Source organism: Desulfovibrio sp. DV (assembly GCF_001936595.1).
Classification (GTDB): Bacteria; Desulfobacterota; Desulfovibrionia; order Desulfovibrionales; family Desulfovibrionaceae; genus Solidesulfovibrio.
In genome coordinates this window covers 1-15,257 of the sequence record NZ_MLBG01000114.1, presented here as the reverse complement: position 1 = coordinate 15,257, position 15,257 = coordinate 1, and the positions used below count along the sequence as shown (strand labels likewise).

The 15,257-nt window shown below is 62.9% G+C and carries 12 protein-coding genes; 8 read left to right on the top strand and 4 right to left on the bottom strand.

The features are described from left to right. Window positions 1–153 precede the first annotated feature (153 nt). A complete protein-coding gene (locus DVDV_RS18600; RefSeq protein ID WP_075356105.1) occupies window positions 154–1,689 on the bottom strand; it encodes an alpha-L-arabinofuranosidase in 1,536 nt (511 codons plus the stop codon). A gap of 302 nt (window positions 1,690–1,991) precedes the next feature. Between DVDV_RS18600 and DVDV_RS18595 the strand changes: the two genes are divergently transcribed. The 7 genes from DVDV_RS18595 to DVDV_RS18565 all read left to right on the top strand — a co-directional run bounded on the left by DVDV_RS18595 (window position 1,992) and on the right by DVDV_RS18565 (window position 9,891). Further along, entirely contained in the window at window positions 1,992–3,647 is a 1,656-nt protein-coding gene (locus DVDV_RS18595; RefSeq protein ID WP_075356104.1) for a VCBS repeat-containing protein, read from the top strand. Between the two features lie 90 nt (window positions 3,648–3,737). Beyond that, window positions 3,738–4,604: a branched-chain amino acid ABC transporter permease gene (locus DVDV_RS18590; RefSeq protein WP_075356103.1), complete on the top strand. Its 867-nt coding sequence runs from the start codon at window positions 3,738–3,740 to the stop codon at window positions 4,602–4,604. Between the two features lie 3 nt (window positions 4,605–4,607). After that, complete coding sequence (locus tag DVDV_RS18585) at window positions 4,608–5,513, top strand: branched-chain amino acid ABC transporter permease (RefSeq protein WP_075356102.1); 906 nt, start codon at window positions 4,608–4,610, stop codon at window positions 5,511–5,513. Window positions 5,514–5,679: 166 nt separating this feature from the next. Next, window positions 5,680–6,690: a hypothetical protein gene (locus DVDV_RS18580; RefSeq protein ID WP_075356101.1), complete on the top strand. Its 1,011-nt coding sequence runs from the start codon at window positions 5,680–5,682 to the stop codon at window positions 6,688–6,690. Between the two features lie 88 nt (window positions 6,691–6,778). After that, window positions 6,779–7,336 (top strand): hypothetical protein, encoded by a 558-nt coding sequence (locus DVDV_RS18575; RefSeq protein WP_075356100.1) that lies wholly within the window; start codon window positions 6,779–6,781, stop codon window positions 7,334–7,336. Window positions 7,337–7,483: 147 nt separating this feature from the next. Next, entirely contained in the window at window positions 7,484–8,653 is a 1,170-nt protein-coding gene (locus tag DVDV_RS18570) for an ABC transporter substrate-binding protein (protein WP_075356099.1), read from the top strand. Between the two features lie 143 nt (window positions 8,654–8,796). After that, window positions 8,797–9,891, top strand: coding sequence for an RluA family pseudouridine synthase (locus DVDV_RS18565; RefSeq protein ID WP_075356098.1), 1,095 nt, complete (start codon window positions 8,797–8,799; stop codon window positions 9,889–9,891). Here DVDV_RS18565 and DVDV_RS23970 read toward each other — a convergent pair. Then, window positions 9,848–11,404 (bottom strand): TrmH family RNA methyltransferase, encoded by a 1,557-nt coding sequence (locus DVDV_RS23970; RefSeq protein ID WP_139311666.1) that lies wholly within the window; start codon window positions 11,402–11,404, stop codon window positions 9,848–9,850. The two genes, DVDV_RS18565 and DVDV_RS23970, sit on opposite strands and share 44 nt — an antisense overlap. A 177-nt stretch (window positions 11,405–11,581) precedes the next feature. On the opposite strand from DVDV_RS23970, the gene DVDV_RS18555 reads away from it, so the two are divergent. Further along, a complete protein-coding gene (locus tag DVDV_RS18555; RefSeq protein ID WP_075356097.1) occupies window positions 11,582–13,744 on the top strand; it encodes a LysM peptidoglycan-binding domain-containing protein in 2,163 nt (720 codons plus the stop codon). Between the two features lie 129 nt (window positions 13,745–13,873). On the opposite strand, the gene DVDV_RS18550 is transcribed toward DVDV_RS18555, so the two are convergent. Together DVDV_RS18550 and DVDV_RS18545 are read right to left on the bottom strand one after the other, a co-directional pair. Then, window positions 13,874–14,371, bottom strand: coding sequence for a DUF1499 domain-containing protein (locus DVDV_RS18550; protein ID WP_075356096.1), 498 nt, complete (start codon window positions 14,369–14,371; stop codon window positions 13,874–13,876). Continuing rightward, window positions 14,368–15,216 (bottom strand): shikimate dehydrogenase, encoded by an 849-nt coding sequence (locus tag DVDV_RS18545; RefSeq protein WP_075356095.1) that lies wholly within the window; start codon window positions 15,214–15,216, stop codon window positions 14,368–14,370. The genes DVDV_RS18550 and DVDV_RS18545 overlap by 4 nt, the downstream gene beginning before the upstream one ends. Between the last annotated feature and the right edge of the window lie 41 nt (window positions 15,217–15,257).

Genomic DNA, 15,257 nt, shown 5'->3' with positions numbered 1-15,257 from the left:
ACCACCCCACACGCCCACACGCCCACACGCCCACACGCCCACACGCCCACCCACCCCATCGCAGGGGTCCGGGGGGATCATCCCCCCGGTGGGGTTCGGGGCAAAGCCCCGATTCTCTTCCGCCTTTCTCCCCTCCCTACCACCTACAGCCACCTACACCAGAGGCACTGTCAAAATAGTCAACGACACGGCCGGCAGGTTCAGGTGCAGTTCGTTGCCGGTGGTGGGGATGGTGTTTTGCCAGTGCAGGCGGGGGTGTTTATCGTCGGGGCCTTGGCCGGACCAGACGGCCTGGGAGGCATGTTTACCGGGTTTTGCGCCGTCGAGGCGGACGGTGGCCTGTCGGGGGGTATCTTTATTGATAAGAAAGAGGGTGAGTTCTTTTTTGCGATCGTTTCGGGTAGCGAAGGTGCGGATGCCGGGGATATCGGTGCTGGCGACGATACGCGAACCGAGGTGGTCGGCCAGGAGTTTGACGGCGGTGCCGGTTGGCAGGGGTTGGTTGTTGGCGTCGAGTGCGTCCCAGAGTTCGGGATTTTGGCCATTATTGAGCCAGCGGGTGGCCCAGATCTGGGCGGTGACGACGCGGGGGTCGCTTATGGCCTGGGCGAGCATATCAAACAGGACGAGGGCGTGGCCGAGGGTGTTTTCGTGTTTCCAGCCGGAATTCTGGGGATGTCCGTACCAGTCGGCGGAGTTTATTTCGGTGAGCAGGTAGCGCAGGCGTTCGGCCAGTCCGGTGGGGCCGTAGGCGCGGGCGGCCTTGTCGATTTCGCCGACGCCGAGCATGGGGGCGGGCTGGGTGCGGTAGGGGTCGTAGCCGAACCATTCGTAGCAGGGGTATTCATGGACGGAGACGAAATCGATGCTGGACCCGGCCCCGGCGAAGACGGCCTGCCACCAGATGGTCTGTTCGCCCATCATGTTGTCGAGACTGCCGACGTCTGTTGCTCCGACCGGCCCGTTGGCTCCGATTTTGATTGTGGGATCGACGCCTTTCATGGCGGCGGCAAACAGGGTGAGGTCGCGGGCGTAGTCCTTGGCCCGGGAGCCGCCGTCGTAGACGTAGAAATAGGATTCGTTGCCGATTTCGAAATATTTGACGCCATAGCCGCGTTCGATATTGGCGTAGCGCACGAGCGACACGGCGTTTTGCAGCAGGGTGGCCATATCGGGTGCGGTGGAGCCGTCGGCGGCCGGCCGGTACATGGCGTCGTGGGGGATGACCACCACGGGTTCGGCCCCGGTTTCGCGGCACAGTTTGATAAAGGCGTCGAAGTCCAGGGGCGTGGTGGTAAAATGTTTGGCCCCGAGATCGTAGACCCGGCGATCATTGGAGGGCCATTCATCGGGACCGAACCGGGCCAGGGTGGGTTTGGGTTTGCGGTAGGGTGGCGCGGCCCAGAGGGTCACGTCGGATTTGGCCCCGCCCGGGTAGCGCAGGGAGCCGATGCCGAGATCGGCCAGGGAGCGGGCCAGGGGGCGGGCTCCGGGGGGGCGGTTGGCGTCATTGTCCAAAAGATAATTGAGATTGATGCCGAGAAGTTTGCGGTCCGTCTGTCGCAGGGTCGTCTTGGCGGCAACGACGATGGTGTCGGGAGTGGCGGACAGTCCGGCGGCTGGGAGCGGCGAGCGGGCGGACAAGAGCAGGATGGCCAGGGCCAGGGTCAGAAACGGTCTGCGAACCATGGGCGCAGTTCCTCCGGGAGTTGGGCCGCAGAGGGGTAGCCTTGGCCGGGCGATTAGGCAAGGGCCGGGGGCGGCGATTGGGTGACGTTGCGGCAAGGTTTGGGCGACGAAGGCGAGAAGGGGCGTAACCGGATGGAGTCGCGCACGACATGACCAGACGTGTGGACGAAGGAAAGAGGCTTGCCGGGCCTTGCAACGCCCCTGGCTTGATAGTAATGCAGGGCCTCGCGGCGGTCCGGCTTCGATCTGCCGACGCCACGTCCCCGGAGAACACGGTCCGATATGGACCCGGAGGAACCCTTATGATGCTTTTCCGTCGCCTTGTCCTGCTGGTTGCGGCCCTGCTGTGCCTGCCGGCGTCCGTGTTGGCCGCTGAGGTCAAGACGTTTGCCGTAGCCCCGTTTACCGTTCATGGGCCTGAGAAATACCAGTATCTGGGCCAGGGCGTGCAGAGCATGCTCGAATCGCGAATGAACTGGCCCGGCCATCTCGCCCCCATGGACAAAGCCAAAGCCGGCAACAAACTGGCCAAGGCTCCGGCTTCCGACTCCGAAGCCAAGAAAACGGCTGGCGAACTTGGCGTGGATTTCCTCGCCTATGGTTCGGTGACGGTTTCCGGCGAACAGGCCAGTGTGGACATCATGGTGGTTGGCCGCGACGGCAAGAAATGGCCCAAGTCGCTCAACACCAAGATTGCCGATCTGATTCCGTCCATGGAGCGCACGGCCCAGGCGCTCAACAATGAAATTTTCCAGCGCCCGGCTGCGTCGGCCGGGGGCAAGGGCGGCGACTCGATCAACCAGCTCAATCCGGATTTCGTGGTCAACCAGACCAGTGAAAACCAGAAGGCCTACCTCAACCCGAGCTTCCGCTATGCCGGTCCCTCCGAGACCCCGGGCGTGTGGCGCAGCCAGTCCATGCCCATCGTCTCCCGCGGCATCGCCATCGCCGACTTCAATGGCGACGGGCAAAACGAGGTGGCCATCCTGGCCCAGAACTCGATTGAGACCTTCAGCTACAAAGACCGCCAGCTGATGCCGATCGCCAAGTACCAGACCCCGCCCAACCTCATGCTGCTCAATATCAGCGCCATTGATGTCAACGGCGACGGCAAGGCCGAGATCATTGTTTCGGCCAGCTACTTCAAGGAGCCGCGTTCGTTCATCTTGAGCCTTGACGGCAACAAGCTGGTCGAGACGCAAAAAGACATCAAGCTGTACCTCAACGTGGCGGCCATTGCTCCGGACTTCAACCGCCAGTTGATCGGCTCCAAGGGCGAGCCGAAGGAAATCTTCGTCTCGGGCGTGCACAACGTCATTTTCTCCGGCGGCCAGCCCCAGCTGTCCACCCGCATCCCCCTGCCGAGCAAGGCCAACCCGTTCAACTTTGCCTTTGTGCCTGAAAAAAGCGGCTACAAGGTCATCATAAACGACGACCAGGACCGCATCGTGGTCTATACCGCCAAGGGCGAGCGCGTGGCCGCCACCGAAGAACAGTACTGCGGCTCGGCCGTCGGCCTGGAATTCGACCCGCTCATGGCCCCGATGGAAAAGCCCAAGACCGACCACCTCTGGACGTATTACTACATCCCGCTGCCCATGATCGTCTCCAATCTGGACAAGGATGAGCGCTACGAGGTGCTGGTCAGCAAGAACATCTCCCTGGCCGCCCAGTTCTTCGAGACCTTCCGCACCTTCTCCCAGGGCGAAATCCATGCCCTGTACTGGGATGGCGTCGGCATGAACCTCCTGTGGAAGACCCGGCGCATCAAGGGCACCATCACCGGCTACTCCCTGGCCGACATCGACAACGACGGCCAGAAGGAACTGGTGGTGTGCCTCAATACCTGGCCGGGCGCTGCCGGCGTCTACGCCCGCCGCACCATCGTGCTGGCCTACAAGCTCGACGCTTCGAGCCTGAGCCAGCCCGGCGAATACGGCATCGACCAGTCCGAATAGCCCCGCCCCTTGACACCACGACGGGGGAACCGCATCGTGCTGCGGTTCCCCCGTTTTTCGCGTCTGTAACCCTGGTTTGCCGAGGTCGCCTTGTTCGCCTTGTATCTGGCCCAGATCGTCAATTCGGGACTGGCCCTGGGGGCCGTCTACGGCATCATGGCCCTGGGCTTTTCCCTGATCTTTTCCGCCAGCCGGCTCATCAACTTCGCCCAGGGCGAGTTGCTGTTGCTTGGCGGGCTCATTATCACCAGCTTATCCGGCGTCATGAACCTGCCGCCGCTGCTGGCCCTGCTGGCCGCCAGTCTGGCCGGCTATCTCCTTGGCCGGGCGCTTTTCGCCACCACCCTTGGCCTGACCCTTCGGGCCGCGCCCTTGCGCCAGCTCATGCTCACCGTGGCGGCCAGCCTCGTCTTCCAGGGCGTGGCCATCCTGGCCTGGGGCAAAAATCCGCTCATGCCGCCCCGCCTGATCCCCATGCCCGACCTGCGCCTGGGACCGCTTTTTCTCGGACGCGATACAGCCACGGCCCTGGTCCTGGCCGTGGTGTGCATGGTGGTGCTGGGCCTTTTTTTAAACCGCACCCGCCTGGGCCGGGGGCTTCGGGCCACGGCCCAGAATGCCGTGGGGGCGCGGCTCCAGGGGGTTGATACGGTCTTTTGCCACGCCCTGTCCTTTGCCCTGGCCGGGGCGCTGGCCTCCCTGGCCGCCCTGGCCGTTGGCCCCCAGACCGGGCTGCGCTACGACATGGGGCTTGGCCTTGGCCTCAAGGGCTTTGCCGCGGCCACCATCGGCGGCTACACCTCACTTGGCAAAGTGTTTGCCGGCGGCATTGTCCTGGGGCTGGCCGAGGCGGCGCTGGTGCTGACCTTGTCCGGTGAAGTCAAGGAAACCGCCATCTATGCCCTGATCATCATCCTGCTCGTGGCCGCCCCGCGACAGCACGACGAGCGCCCGTAAGCCATGGACGCATCGCGCCGCACCTCGCTGGCCCTGTTTTTTGCCGCCCTGGCCGCCATCGGGCTTTTCACGCCCGGCTTTCGGCTGCTGGCCGTCAACCAGCACCTGTTTTTGGCGGTCAATGTCCTGGCGCTCAATTTCTGCCTCGGCCTTGGCGGCCAGATTTCCCTGGCCCAGGCGGCCTTTGCCGGGCTTGGGGCTTACGGTTCGGTGTTGCTCCATGCCCGCTTTCCCGGGGCCAGCCTGCTCATTGTCCCGGCGGTGGTGCTTGGCACGGGCCTTTTGGCTGCGGCGCTGAGCCGTCCCATGGAACGGTTGGGCGAAGGCTTTCTGGCCATGGCCACCCTGTGCGTGTCCCTGGTATTTACCAACCTCGTGCTGACCCTTGAGGGCACCACCGGCGGTTCGGCCGGGCTCATGGCCGACAGCCGGCTGGCTCTGCCGGGCATCGGGGAGCTTGGGGGCGACAAGCTGACCTTTTTCCTGTTTGCCGGCCTTCTGGCCGTGGGGTCCTACGTCTTTTTGGCCCTGCGCGACAGCCGGCTTGGCCGGGCCCTGGCCGCCTGCCGCGACGACAGCCAGGCCGCTTCGAGCCTTGGCATCGACCGGGCCTCGGTGCGCTCCCTGTCCTTTGGCCTGGGCGGCGGCCTTTCCGCCGCCGCCGGGGTAGTCCACGGCCACTACACCGGCTTTATCAGCCCCGAGCAGTTCCACCTGGAACTGTCGCTCAAAGCGCTTTTATTCCTCGTCATTGGCGGCCCGGGCAATCTGCTGCGGCCCATCCTGGCCGCCCTTGTCCTGGAAACGGCCATGGGCTGGCTGTCGGTGCTTGGCGACGCCCGCACCCTGGTCAACGGACTGTTGCTCGGCGCGGCCCTGCTCGCCGGCTACTGGCGCATGAAAAAATAAGCGTTTTCCTTTCGCACCCTTCCCCCGTTTTTTCCAATCTCCTCTGTACAAGCCGTTGACAGATTCTGTCATATTGGTATTTACGCCTCATGAATTAGATGAATCGATATATTATAATAGTTTTTTGTGGTGTTATTTCAATTAAACTTATTTCGAGGGGAACACCATGGACATGTGCTGGCGGAAAGACAAAGCATCGCTTCAGTACTTCTGGTTCCTGATTTCCTCTATTCTGATCCTTGGAATGACTGGCTGCAACGCAACACCCAAAAAAGCCGTCGCCCAGTTTGATAGTTTCCAGAAAGTGACGTCATCAATCACTCAAGACCTTCCAAAGATAGAATTACTCAGTTTGCCACAGTCCCAGTACCATGAGACAGACCAGCTACTCCGGGCAATTGATTCGAGCGGCCAACGCCTGTTGGTTCTTAAAGAGAATTATGGCATCGACAACTTAAGCCCGTTCCAAGCACACTATGCCGAAAACTTCCGAGTCAGGGTAGCTTTTCTTCAATACCTTTCCATGTACTCAAATTCTCTCAAGGCTATTATGTCCAGTTCGAGCATATCAGATCTTAATACAAATATAAAGTCATTTGGGAAAGCAATGGATACAGCCAACACAAGCATTATATCAAAAATGTATCCAAAACTTGCAACAATTTCGTTTTCTAAGATAGCTGACGGTGCTGCAGCAATTGCGATCTATGGCCTTGAGAAAGCAAGGAATGCAAAGGTAAAATACATTATTTCCCAGGCTACGCCTACTTTGCAGGAAGTATTGCGGCATATGGCTATAGACATTGGCTCATGCTCGCCGCCAAACGCTCCATCTGGAGCAGTTGCGTTAGCAGTAGTCAATTATTACCATACAACCCTTGCTCAAGATCAAAAAAAATTCGACGAAATCAAGGCCGCTGACAAAAAAAAGGCGACAGAGCGATTCAACGCGCTCCAAGAGTTGATACAAAAGAAGCACAAGTTTGAACTCACTTGCCTGCTTTTGGACGAGACCACCGCAATGCTTGCAAGCTATTCACAGCTTCACGCCGACCTTGAAAAGGCTCTCGATGATGACAGTGGCAGTCTCTCAACATCTCTGACGAACATTTCTCTTCAAATTCAAACTATAGAATCAGCCCTTAATATCCTTGGGGCAAAGGAGAATAAATCATGAATACAAACATTCAAACGTTGCTTCAGAAGGCCATACTTGAGTTTGAATTAAAAAAACAAGCCACCCCCTGGAAACTGGCTCTCTTGATGTGTTTATCGATATCCTAAAAAAACTGAAGGAGTACAGCAACGACAGCACAACGAAATACTTGATCGGAACACTTATCGACGCCCAGCATATCAATGCAAAGCTACAAGTTATTACATCTTCCGTCATAGCTACCCAATCGGGAGCTGACATCGATGAACTCAACCGCAGCATTGAGCAGTATCAATCGACTTTGTCCACACCAGACACTTCTGTCACTCCGTACAAATACCTGAGCAACCTTGCTTCAAAAGCGACGTATCTTTCAACATGTCTGAATATTGCTTACGCCCTAACATCCTACAAGCATGAATTGCTCAACGAAACAGCCATTTATGCCGGCTCACTGGCCACTGACCTTTCGACTATAGCCAGCAATATGGACAACCCCATTTATAATGCGGCCAGTGCCACGCTTCATGGATTTTCACGTGAGCTCAACGCTCTGGACCAAAAAATCAAGGCAACCAACAATACCATCGCAAAAACTTCAGAAATAATTGGGACAATCCTTAGCGCATTACCTTTTCTGGCGACATTTTTCCCCTTCCTGTCTTGAGCGGGACCTTCTCTGCCTCGTCTTCCCCCTGCCGACGTTACCCCCGTTGGCAGGGGGCACCTTGCAAAAATGATTTACAACGCCCCCCGATACGGTAAAAATCTTCTGCCGCTCTTGCTGAGACCACACCGTATCGGAGGCTTCCCCATGGTCAAAGTCCTGCTCCTGCTTGCTGCCCTGCTGTGCCTGCCCGCCACAGGCCTTTTCGCCCAGGCAACCGGCGAACCCATCATCATCGGCGGGCTTTTCGCCCAGTCCGGGCCGGCCGCCGTGGTTGGCACGCCGAGCAAGCTCGTGGCCGAAATGACCGTCAAGCAGATCAACGACATGGGCGGCGTGCTTGGCCGGCCGCTTAAACTCATCGCCTACGACACCGAATCCTCCCCGGACGTGGCCCTGCGCCAGGCCCGCCAACTGGTCGAGGGCGACAAGGTCCTGGCGATCATCGGCCCCACGTCCACCGGCGAAGGGCTGGCTGTCAAAAAGTACACCGAGGAAAAGCATGTCCCGGTCATCATGACCGTTGGCGGCGACGCCGTTATTGCCGGCGACAAGTTCGGCCCCTACGACTGGACGTTCAAGGCCCCGCAGCGCACGGCCACGGCCGTGGCCAAGATTTATGACTACCTGAAGGGCAAAAACATCACGAAAATCGCGGTGCTCAGCTCCAAAGACGCCTTTGGCCAGGACGGTCTGGCCGAACTCAAGGCCAATGCCGCCAAATTCGGTATCGAGATCGTGGCCGAAGAGAGCTTTGACAACAAGGGCACGGACTTCTCGGCCCAGGCATTCAAGCTCCAGGCCGCCAAGCCCCAGGCCGCCGTGGTCTGGACCATCGGACCGGCCGGGGCCATCGCGGCCAAGAACTTCGCGGCCCTGCCCGGCGAACGCCCGCTGTTGGTGCAAAGCCACGGCCAGCCCGGCCCCAGCTACCTGGATATGGCCGGCGAAACGGCCGGCGGCACGGTGATGCCCGGCACCAAGCTCATGGCCCCGGAATCCCTGCCCGACGAAGACCCGCAAAAAATCGTCATCGAATCGTTTATCAAGGCCTACAAGGACAACGGCATCCAGGAGAAGTTTCCGCTCAATACCCACTCCGGCTATGCCTACGACGCCCTGACCCTTCTGCGGGCGGGCCTGGAAAAGGCCGGCAAGGCCGACCCCGAGGCCCTGCGCGCCGCGCTTGAGAAACTCGAACGGGTGGTCGGCGTCTCCGGCGTCTATACCCTGTCCTCCCAGGACCATAACGGCCTGGGCCAGGATTCGATGGTCATGCTCATCGTTGATTCCAACCGCTTCAAGCTCGCCCCCTAGCCGGGGGCAGCGAGGCAGAAAACGAGAAGCGAAGACACGCGGGGACCCCCGCTGAAAAAGGGGTTCCCCGCGCGCTCCCCTGGAAACGTGTACGGGGGGTTTCATCCCCCCTGTCTGGATACGCCCGGTGTCAGTGCCGCACTATGAAAACTCCCGTCCAGACCTTCACCGTCACCCCGGCCGAGGCCGGCCAGAAGCTCTTGCAATACCTGGCCCGGCGTCTGGGGGCGGGCCTGCCCCAGGCCGTTTTGCAGAAATTTATCCGCACCGGACAGGTGCGCCTCGACGGCAAACGCTGCAAACCTTTTGACCGGGTGGGCCAGGGCCAGCTCGTGCGCGTGCCGCCCTATGACCCCGACGGAACCGGCGGGCCGGGTCAGGCCCAAGCCGGCACCCCGGGGCCGCGTCCCGGTCCCGGCGACAGGCCAAAGACGCCAGACACGCCAGCGACACCCGGCCGGGCCAGGCCCGCCGGCAAACCGGCCCCGTCGCCGGCCGGCCGGGCCAGGGCGGCAACACCCGGCCATCCGGCCCTGGACATCCTGCACGAAGACGACGAATTGCTGGTGGTGCTCAAACCCGCCGGCCTGCCCGTGCATCCCGGCTCCGGCCACACCGTGGCTCTGACCACGCTTCTAAACACCCGCTATCCTGACGCACCCTTTCGCCCCACCCCGGCCCATCGTCTGGACCGCGATACGACCGGCCTGCTTCTGGTGGCCAAAAGCTACCGGGCGCTGCGCCATATCCACGACGCCATGCTGTCCGGACAGGCCCGCAAGGACTACCTGGCCTGGGTCTGGGGACGGTGGCTTCTGGGCGAGGAAAACGAGTGGGTGACGCTTCGCGACAGGCTGGCCAAGGAAGGTGGCCCGGGAAAGGAACGGATGGTGTCCGGCGAGACCGGCAAAGAGGCCGTGGCCAAGGTGCGGCTTTTGGCCGTCATGCCCACCGCCAGTCTGGTGGAAGTGCGCCTGGAAACCGGACGGACGCATCAGATTCGCGCCCAGCTGGCCTCCCGGGGCTATCCCCTGGTTGGCGACGCCAAGTACGGCGGCGGCGCGCCGCCCATGCGGCTGCACGCCTGGCGGGTGGTGCTGCCGGGAGCGGCCTACTGCGCCCCACCGGCCTGGGAAGCGCCCTGGGCGGTCACCCGCCCCAGACGCGCCTCCCTGGCCGAATGCAGCGACCGGATCAGTTCCCCTGATCCAGAATCGAGGCCAGACGTCCCAGAATGATCGCCCCGGCCTGGGCCACGTTGATGGAGTCCAGGGGCCGGGCCTGGGGAATGCGGTAGACGCTCTGGCAGCGTTTGAGCACGCCGGGCCGGATGCCCTCGTCCTCGCTGCCAAGCACCAGGATGATGGGGAAATCCGGCGTGGCCGTATAGACATTCAGGGCTTCGGCCTCGCCGGCCGCGCCGATGATGGTGAATCCGGCCTCGCGGGCCTCGTCCAAGGCCCGGGCCAGATTGGACACCTTGGCCACCGGCAAACGGGAAAGCGTCCCGGCCGAAGCCTTGGCCGCACCCGGTCCAAGCCGCGCGCCTTCGTGCTTGGGCACGATCAGGCCGCCGCCGCCCAGGGCAAAAAGCGTACGGGCCAGGGTGCCGACATTGCCCGGGTCCTGCACCCGGTCAAGGGCCAGGGAAACCGGCAGCGGCGCGTTTTTGGTGGCCAAAAGCACGTCTTCCAGGCTGGCCAGATCGCCGGCGGACAGGCGGGCCAGGAAGCCCTGATGGTTGCCGGGATAGATTTTATCCATGTCGCCGGCCGGCATGAACCGGTAGCGCACCCCGGCGGCCATGCAGGCGGTAACGATGGCGTCCACGTCCGCGCCGCGAAGGCCCTGGCGCAGCAGCACGTCATCCACACTCTGTGGGCTTTGCTCGATCAGCTCCCGCACCGGCTTTCTGCCCGGCAGGATGTCCTCGGGCAGCACGGTGGGCACAGCCTCGGTGCGGACCTGGGGACGCGCCTCGTCCTCGCGCCCGGGCCGTTCGCCATAGCGGCGGCCGGCATCGTAGGCCTGCTGGCGGTCGCCTTCGGGCTTGCCCTTGAAGCCGTCGCGGCGGTCGGACTGGCGCTCGGGGCGCTGGTCGTTGTCGCGGCGGGGACGGCTCTGGTCATCGGTGCGCTCGCGCTTTTCCCCGCGCGGGCCGGGGCGCTGGTCGCTCTCACGCCGGGGACGGCCCTGGTCGCCGGTGCGCTCGCGGGAATCGCCGCGCGGACCGGTGGAACGGCCCGGCCGCTGGTCGCCGTCGCGACGGGGACGGCCCTGGTCGTTGTCACGGTCGCGGGAATCCCCCCGCGCTCCGGGGCGCTGGTCCCCCTCGCGCCTGGGGCGGCCCTGGTCGCCGGTGCGCTCGCGGGAATCGCCGCGCGGGCCGGAGGAACGGGTCGGGCGCTGGTCGCCGTCGCGACGGGGACGGCCCTGGTCGTCGGTGCGGTCGCGGGAGTCACTGCGCGGGCCGGAGGGACGGCTTGGCCGCTGGTCGCCCCCGCGGTCGCGGGAATCGCCGCGCCCTCCGGCCGGACGGTCGGAGCGCTGGTCGTCGCGCGGCCCGGCCTTGCGGGCCGGCGGTCGGCTGGACGGTCGGCTGGGACCGGAAGTATTGCGTTTTTCGGAGCCGGAACCGGACGCGTTGCGTTTTTCGGAACCGGAATTTGAGCGTCGGTCATCGCGCTGTTCAGACGGGCCATCAGGCCGGCGGTTCGGGGACGGCCGGCGATTGCGATCATTTTTGGTCATGCCGCAAAATGCCGCAAACCGCCCGTAACCACAAGTTCTTTTTCCTTGCGTTTTCGTCAACTTTGGACTAAAGCGTACAGAATTATTAATAGATTGAGTCTATTAAACCTCCTTCGACAACCTCCTCGGGACGGCGAAACCCGCCTTCCGGTCTTTTTTCCTTTTGGAGTATGGTGCATGGGCCGATATCTCCTTTTCGTCCTTCTCCCCGCCTTTCTGCTGCTCTCCGGGTGTTCCGGGAAGCAATACGACAAGTCCAACGCCGATATGAAGGCCAACCTGGAGCCGGAACTCTGGAATACCAGCCAGATTTTGCAAAATCTCCAGCGCGGCCGGCCCCTGACCGAGCAGGAGAAAAAGGCCCTGGCCTCGCGCGGAGCCATCCAGTTCGACCTCGACGTCAAAGAAAATGAAGAAGTGCAGGTCTTTCTCCAGTACTTCTCCATCGACAAACGCGGCTCCATGGATACCTGGCTGCGCCGGGCCGAACCGCATCTGCCCTATGTGCGGGCTGTCTTGGCCAGCTACAACCTGCCGCCGGACTTGATCGCCCTGCCCTTTATTGAATCCGGCTACAACACCATGGCCTACTCGCCGGTCGGCGCAGGCGGCATGTGGCAGTTTATGCCCTACACCGGCCGCCGCTTTGGCCTCACCGTCGACTGGTGGGTGGACGAGCGCCGCGATCCCTACAAATCCACCGTGGCCGCCGCCAAATACTTAACCAAACTCTACCAGATGTTTGGCGACTGGAATCTGGCCCTGGCCGCCTACAATGCCGGCGAAGGCAAGATCTCCCGGGTCATGGCCGCCAGCGGCCAGTGCGACTTCTTCGACATCGCCAAAGACCCCAAGCTCCTCAAGGAAGAAACCCGCCACTACGTGCCGAAATTCCTGGCGGTCCTCAAGATCTTCCAGAACCTCGACACCCTGGGCTTTAAAAAGGTCAACTGGCAGGCCGGCCCCAACCTCAAAGAGGTTCCGGCGCCCGGCGGCACCGATCTGGCCGCCCTGGCCCAGGCCTGCTCCATGCCCTGGGAACAGTTTCGCGAGTACAACCCGGGCTTTCGCCGGCAGGTCAGCCCGCCGGACATGACCGTCAACGTCTACGTGCCTGTGGCCAAGGAGCAGGTCGCCCTGGCTTTTTTAAGTAATCCCGGCAATTATCCGCCGGCCGGAGGGCAAACCTACACCGCCGAGGCCGGGGACACCTGGTGGAACATTGCCCGCAAGTCCGGCATGCCCGTGGCCGAACTGCGCCAGTTAAACGCCTCCCTGCCCGAAACCCTGCCGCCCGGACAGACCGTGCGGGTGGCGCTCAGCGCTTCGGGTGCCGACAATTCGGCCCTGGCCGAAGGACCCGACGCCTGTGCCCCCAAACCGTTTGCCGCGGCCAAGCCCCAGCGCCACCGCGTCAACAAGGGCGACAGCGTGGGCAGCGTGGCCCGCAAATACGGCGTTTCCACCCAGGACCTCCTGGCCGCCAACAAGATGAAACACGCCGGCCGCCTCACCCAGGGGTCCTGGCTCAACATTCCGGGCGGTCAGGCTGCCGCTGCCGCGGCCCAACCCGTCCCGGCCGGCAAGCCCGGCGCACCGGCCGGTCTGGCCGAGGCCGATACCAACCACACCGTGGCCAAAGGCGAGACCGTCGGCTCCATCGCCGCCAAACACGGCGTCTCCACCCAGGAACTCATGGCCGCCAACAGCCTGCGCTCGCCCAAGGAACTCCTGGTCGGCAAGCGTCTGAGCATCCCGAAAAAGCCCGGCCAAAAAGTGCCCGAGCCAGCCGCCCCGGCCCCGGTCCCGGTCCAGACCGCTTCGGCCGGCTCCTATACGGTCAAAGCCGGCGATACCCTGCACTCCATCGCCCGCAGCCAGGGCATCGACGCCAAGCAACTCGCCGCCGCCAACCGGGGCAGCGACAAACTGCGCCCCGGCGACAGGCTCACCCTGCCCGGCTCGGCCAAGGCCCCGGCTCCCCTGCCGGTCCAGGCCGCCGCACCGGCCCCGCGCGAACCAGCCAAAAACGACAAGGCCGCCAAGCCGGCCGCGTTGCCCCAGCCGCCGGCCGCCAAGACCTTTGCCCAGACCCCGTTCCAGCCGGCTCCCGCCCCGGCCGCCAAGCCCCAGGCCGCGCCTGCGGCACAAGCCCAGGCAGCCAAACCGGCCGCCAAGGCCGCCGGCAAGTCCGTCAATTACAAGGTCGGCCCCGGCGACACCCTGTGGGGCATTGCCAAGAAATTCAATGTGGACCCGTCCTCGCTCATGGCCTGGAACAACATCAAGAGCGGCGGCGCTCTCCAGACCGGGTCCCAGTTGACCATTCACAGCCAATAAATGAGAAGAGAAGGCAGAAGATGCCTCCGGCGGCCAAAGGGCTGAGCCCTTTGGAATCCCACCTGAAGGCAGGGGGTTACGGGGGAACGGCGTTGCCGCTTGGCGTGCGTTCCAACGAGGCGGCGGCTGCTACAGCCCGGCTTCCTTAAAAATTTCGGTCAGGCGGCGGCGGTTCATGCCCAGATCGCTGCGCCCCACCCGGGAGGCCGAGCGGGCATGGAGCAGGCCGGCAGCCGGATCGTAGAGAAATTCCATGTCGTCAATGAAGCCAAACCGGGACGACCGGGCTGTTGCCTGGATATACCGCTCGGTGGCGACGACCACGGTATAACGGCCCTGCTTCAAAACCTCGACCAGGGTCGGGATGGGGTTTTCGGCGCTGGCCCGCGGGGCGATATAATGCAAAATATCGTTCTTGCGGGCCGTGCTCGAAACCCAGTTGGGCTTTGTGCCATCGGACCGCAGCGGGCCACCGGTCGGCGACACCGAAGGCGGCATTTTGCGGCTCACCATGCCAAGCCAGATGAAAAGGGCCACGCCGACCACCACGGCCACCAGCAGCACCAGCGCCGCAACCTGCCCCACAGACTCGAAAAAGCGCACCAGGGCGCGAAGCGTGTCCATCATGTGATGTCATCCTCCGTCTCCCCGGGGGAGTCGTTGCCATACAGCGCTTCCAAAAGAAGCGGCCGCAATTCGTCGTCAGGCAGGGTCAGTCCGGTCCACAACCGGAACTGCTCCACGGCCTGGTAGAGAAACATCTCGATGCCCGGCACCAGGCAGGCCCCGGCCGCCACGGCATCCAGGACCAGCTGCGTTTCATGGGGATTATAGACCAGATCAAAGACCACCGTGCGCGGCCCGAGCGCCCCGGCCGGATAGGGCGACACGCCTTCGAACCGCCCGGCCATGCCCATGGGCGTGGCGTTGGCCACAAAATCCGCTCCCCACTGCGCCCGGTCGTCCCAGGCCACGGCCGTTACGCCAAATTCCCGGGCCAGCGCCTCGGCTTTTTCCAAGGTGCGCGCGGTAACGGCCACCTCGGCCACACCCATCCGACGGGCCAAGCCGGCCACCGCTGCCCGGGCCGCGCCGCCAGCCCCCAGAACCAGGGCCTTCTTCGGCGCAATGCCCCGAACGGCCAGCGGCCGGCAAAAGCCCTCGACATCGGTATTGTCGGCCCAAAGCACCCCGTCGCGCCAATAAAGCGTGTTGACGGCCCCAACCGCCTGCCCAAGCTCGGTCACCGCGTCCACATAGCCCATGACCGCCGTCTTGTGCGGAATGGTGACACTCAACCCCTCAATGGGTGTCTGCCGCAACCGCACCATGAACGCCGCCAGTTCCTCAGGCAACGTCGGCCACGGCCGGTACCGCCCGTCCAGGTCAAAACGCGAAAACCCCCAGTTGTGCACCAAGGGACTTAACGTATGGCCCAACGGATGCCCGATGATCCCAAATTGTCGCTGCATGGCTAGGATGTCCTTGGGGGGAGAAGGGAGAGCGAAGATGT

Excerpts from the sequence above, each read along its gene's own strand:
- DVDV_RS18600 (WP_075356105.1), bottom strand. The coding sequence starts at position 1,689 with ATGGTTCGCAGACCGTTTCTGACCCTGGCCCTGGCCATCCTGCTCTTG.
- DVDV_RS18585 (WP_075356102.1), top strand. The coding sequence starts at position 4,608 with ATGGACGCATCGCGCCGCACCTCGCTGGCCCTGTTTTTTGCCGCCCTG.
- DVDV_RS18555 (WP_075356097.1), top strand. The coding sequence starts at position 11,582 with ATGGGCCGATATCTCCTTTTCGTCCTTCTCCCCGCCTTTCTGCTGCTC.
- DVDV_RS18565 (WP_075356098.1), top strand. The coding sequence starts at position 8,797 with ATGAAAACTCCCGTCCAGACCTTCACCGTCACCCCGGCCGAGGCCGGC.
- DVDV_RS23970 (WP_139311666.1), bottom strand. The coding sequence starts at position 11,404 with ATGACCAAAAATGATCGCAATCGCCGGCCGTCCCCGAACCGCCGGCCT.
- DVDV_RS18570 (WP_075356099.1), top strand. The coding sequence starts at position 7,484 with ATGGTCAAAGTCCTGCTCCTGCTTGCTGCCCTGCTGTGCCTGCCCGCC.
- DVDV_RS18545 (WP_075356095.1), bottom strand. The coding sequence starts at position 15,216 with ATGCAGCGACAATTTGGGATCATCGGGCATCCGTTGGGCCATACGTTA.
- DVDV_RS18550 (WP_075356096.1), bottom strand. The coding sequence starts at position 14,371 with ATGATGGACACGCTTCGCGCCCTGGTGCGCTTTTTCGAGTCTGTGGGG.
- DVDV_RS18580 (WP_075356101.1), top strand. The coding sequence starts at position 5,680 with ATGGACATGTGCTGGCGGAAAGACAAAGCATCGCTTCAGTACTTCTGG.
- DVDV_RS18595 (WP_075356104.1), top strand. The coding sequence starts at position 1,992 with ATGATGCTTTTCCGTCGCCTTGTCCTGCTGGTTGCGGCCCTGCTGTGC.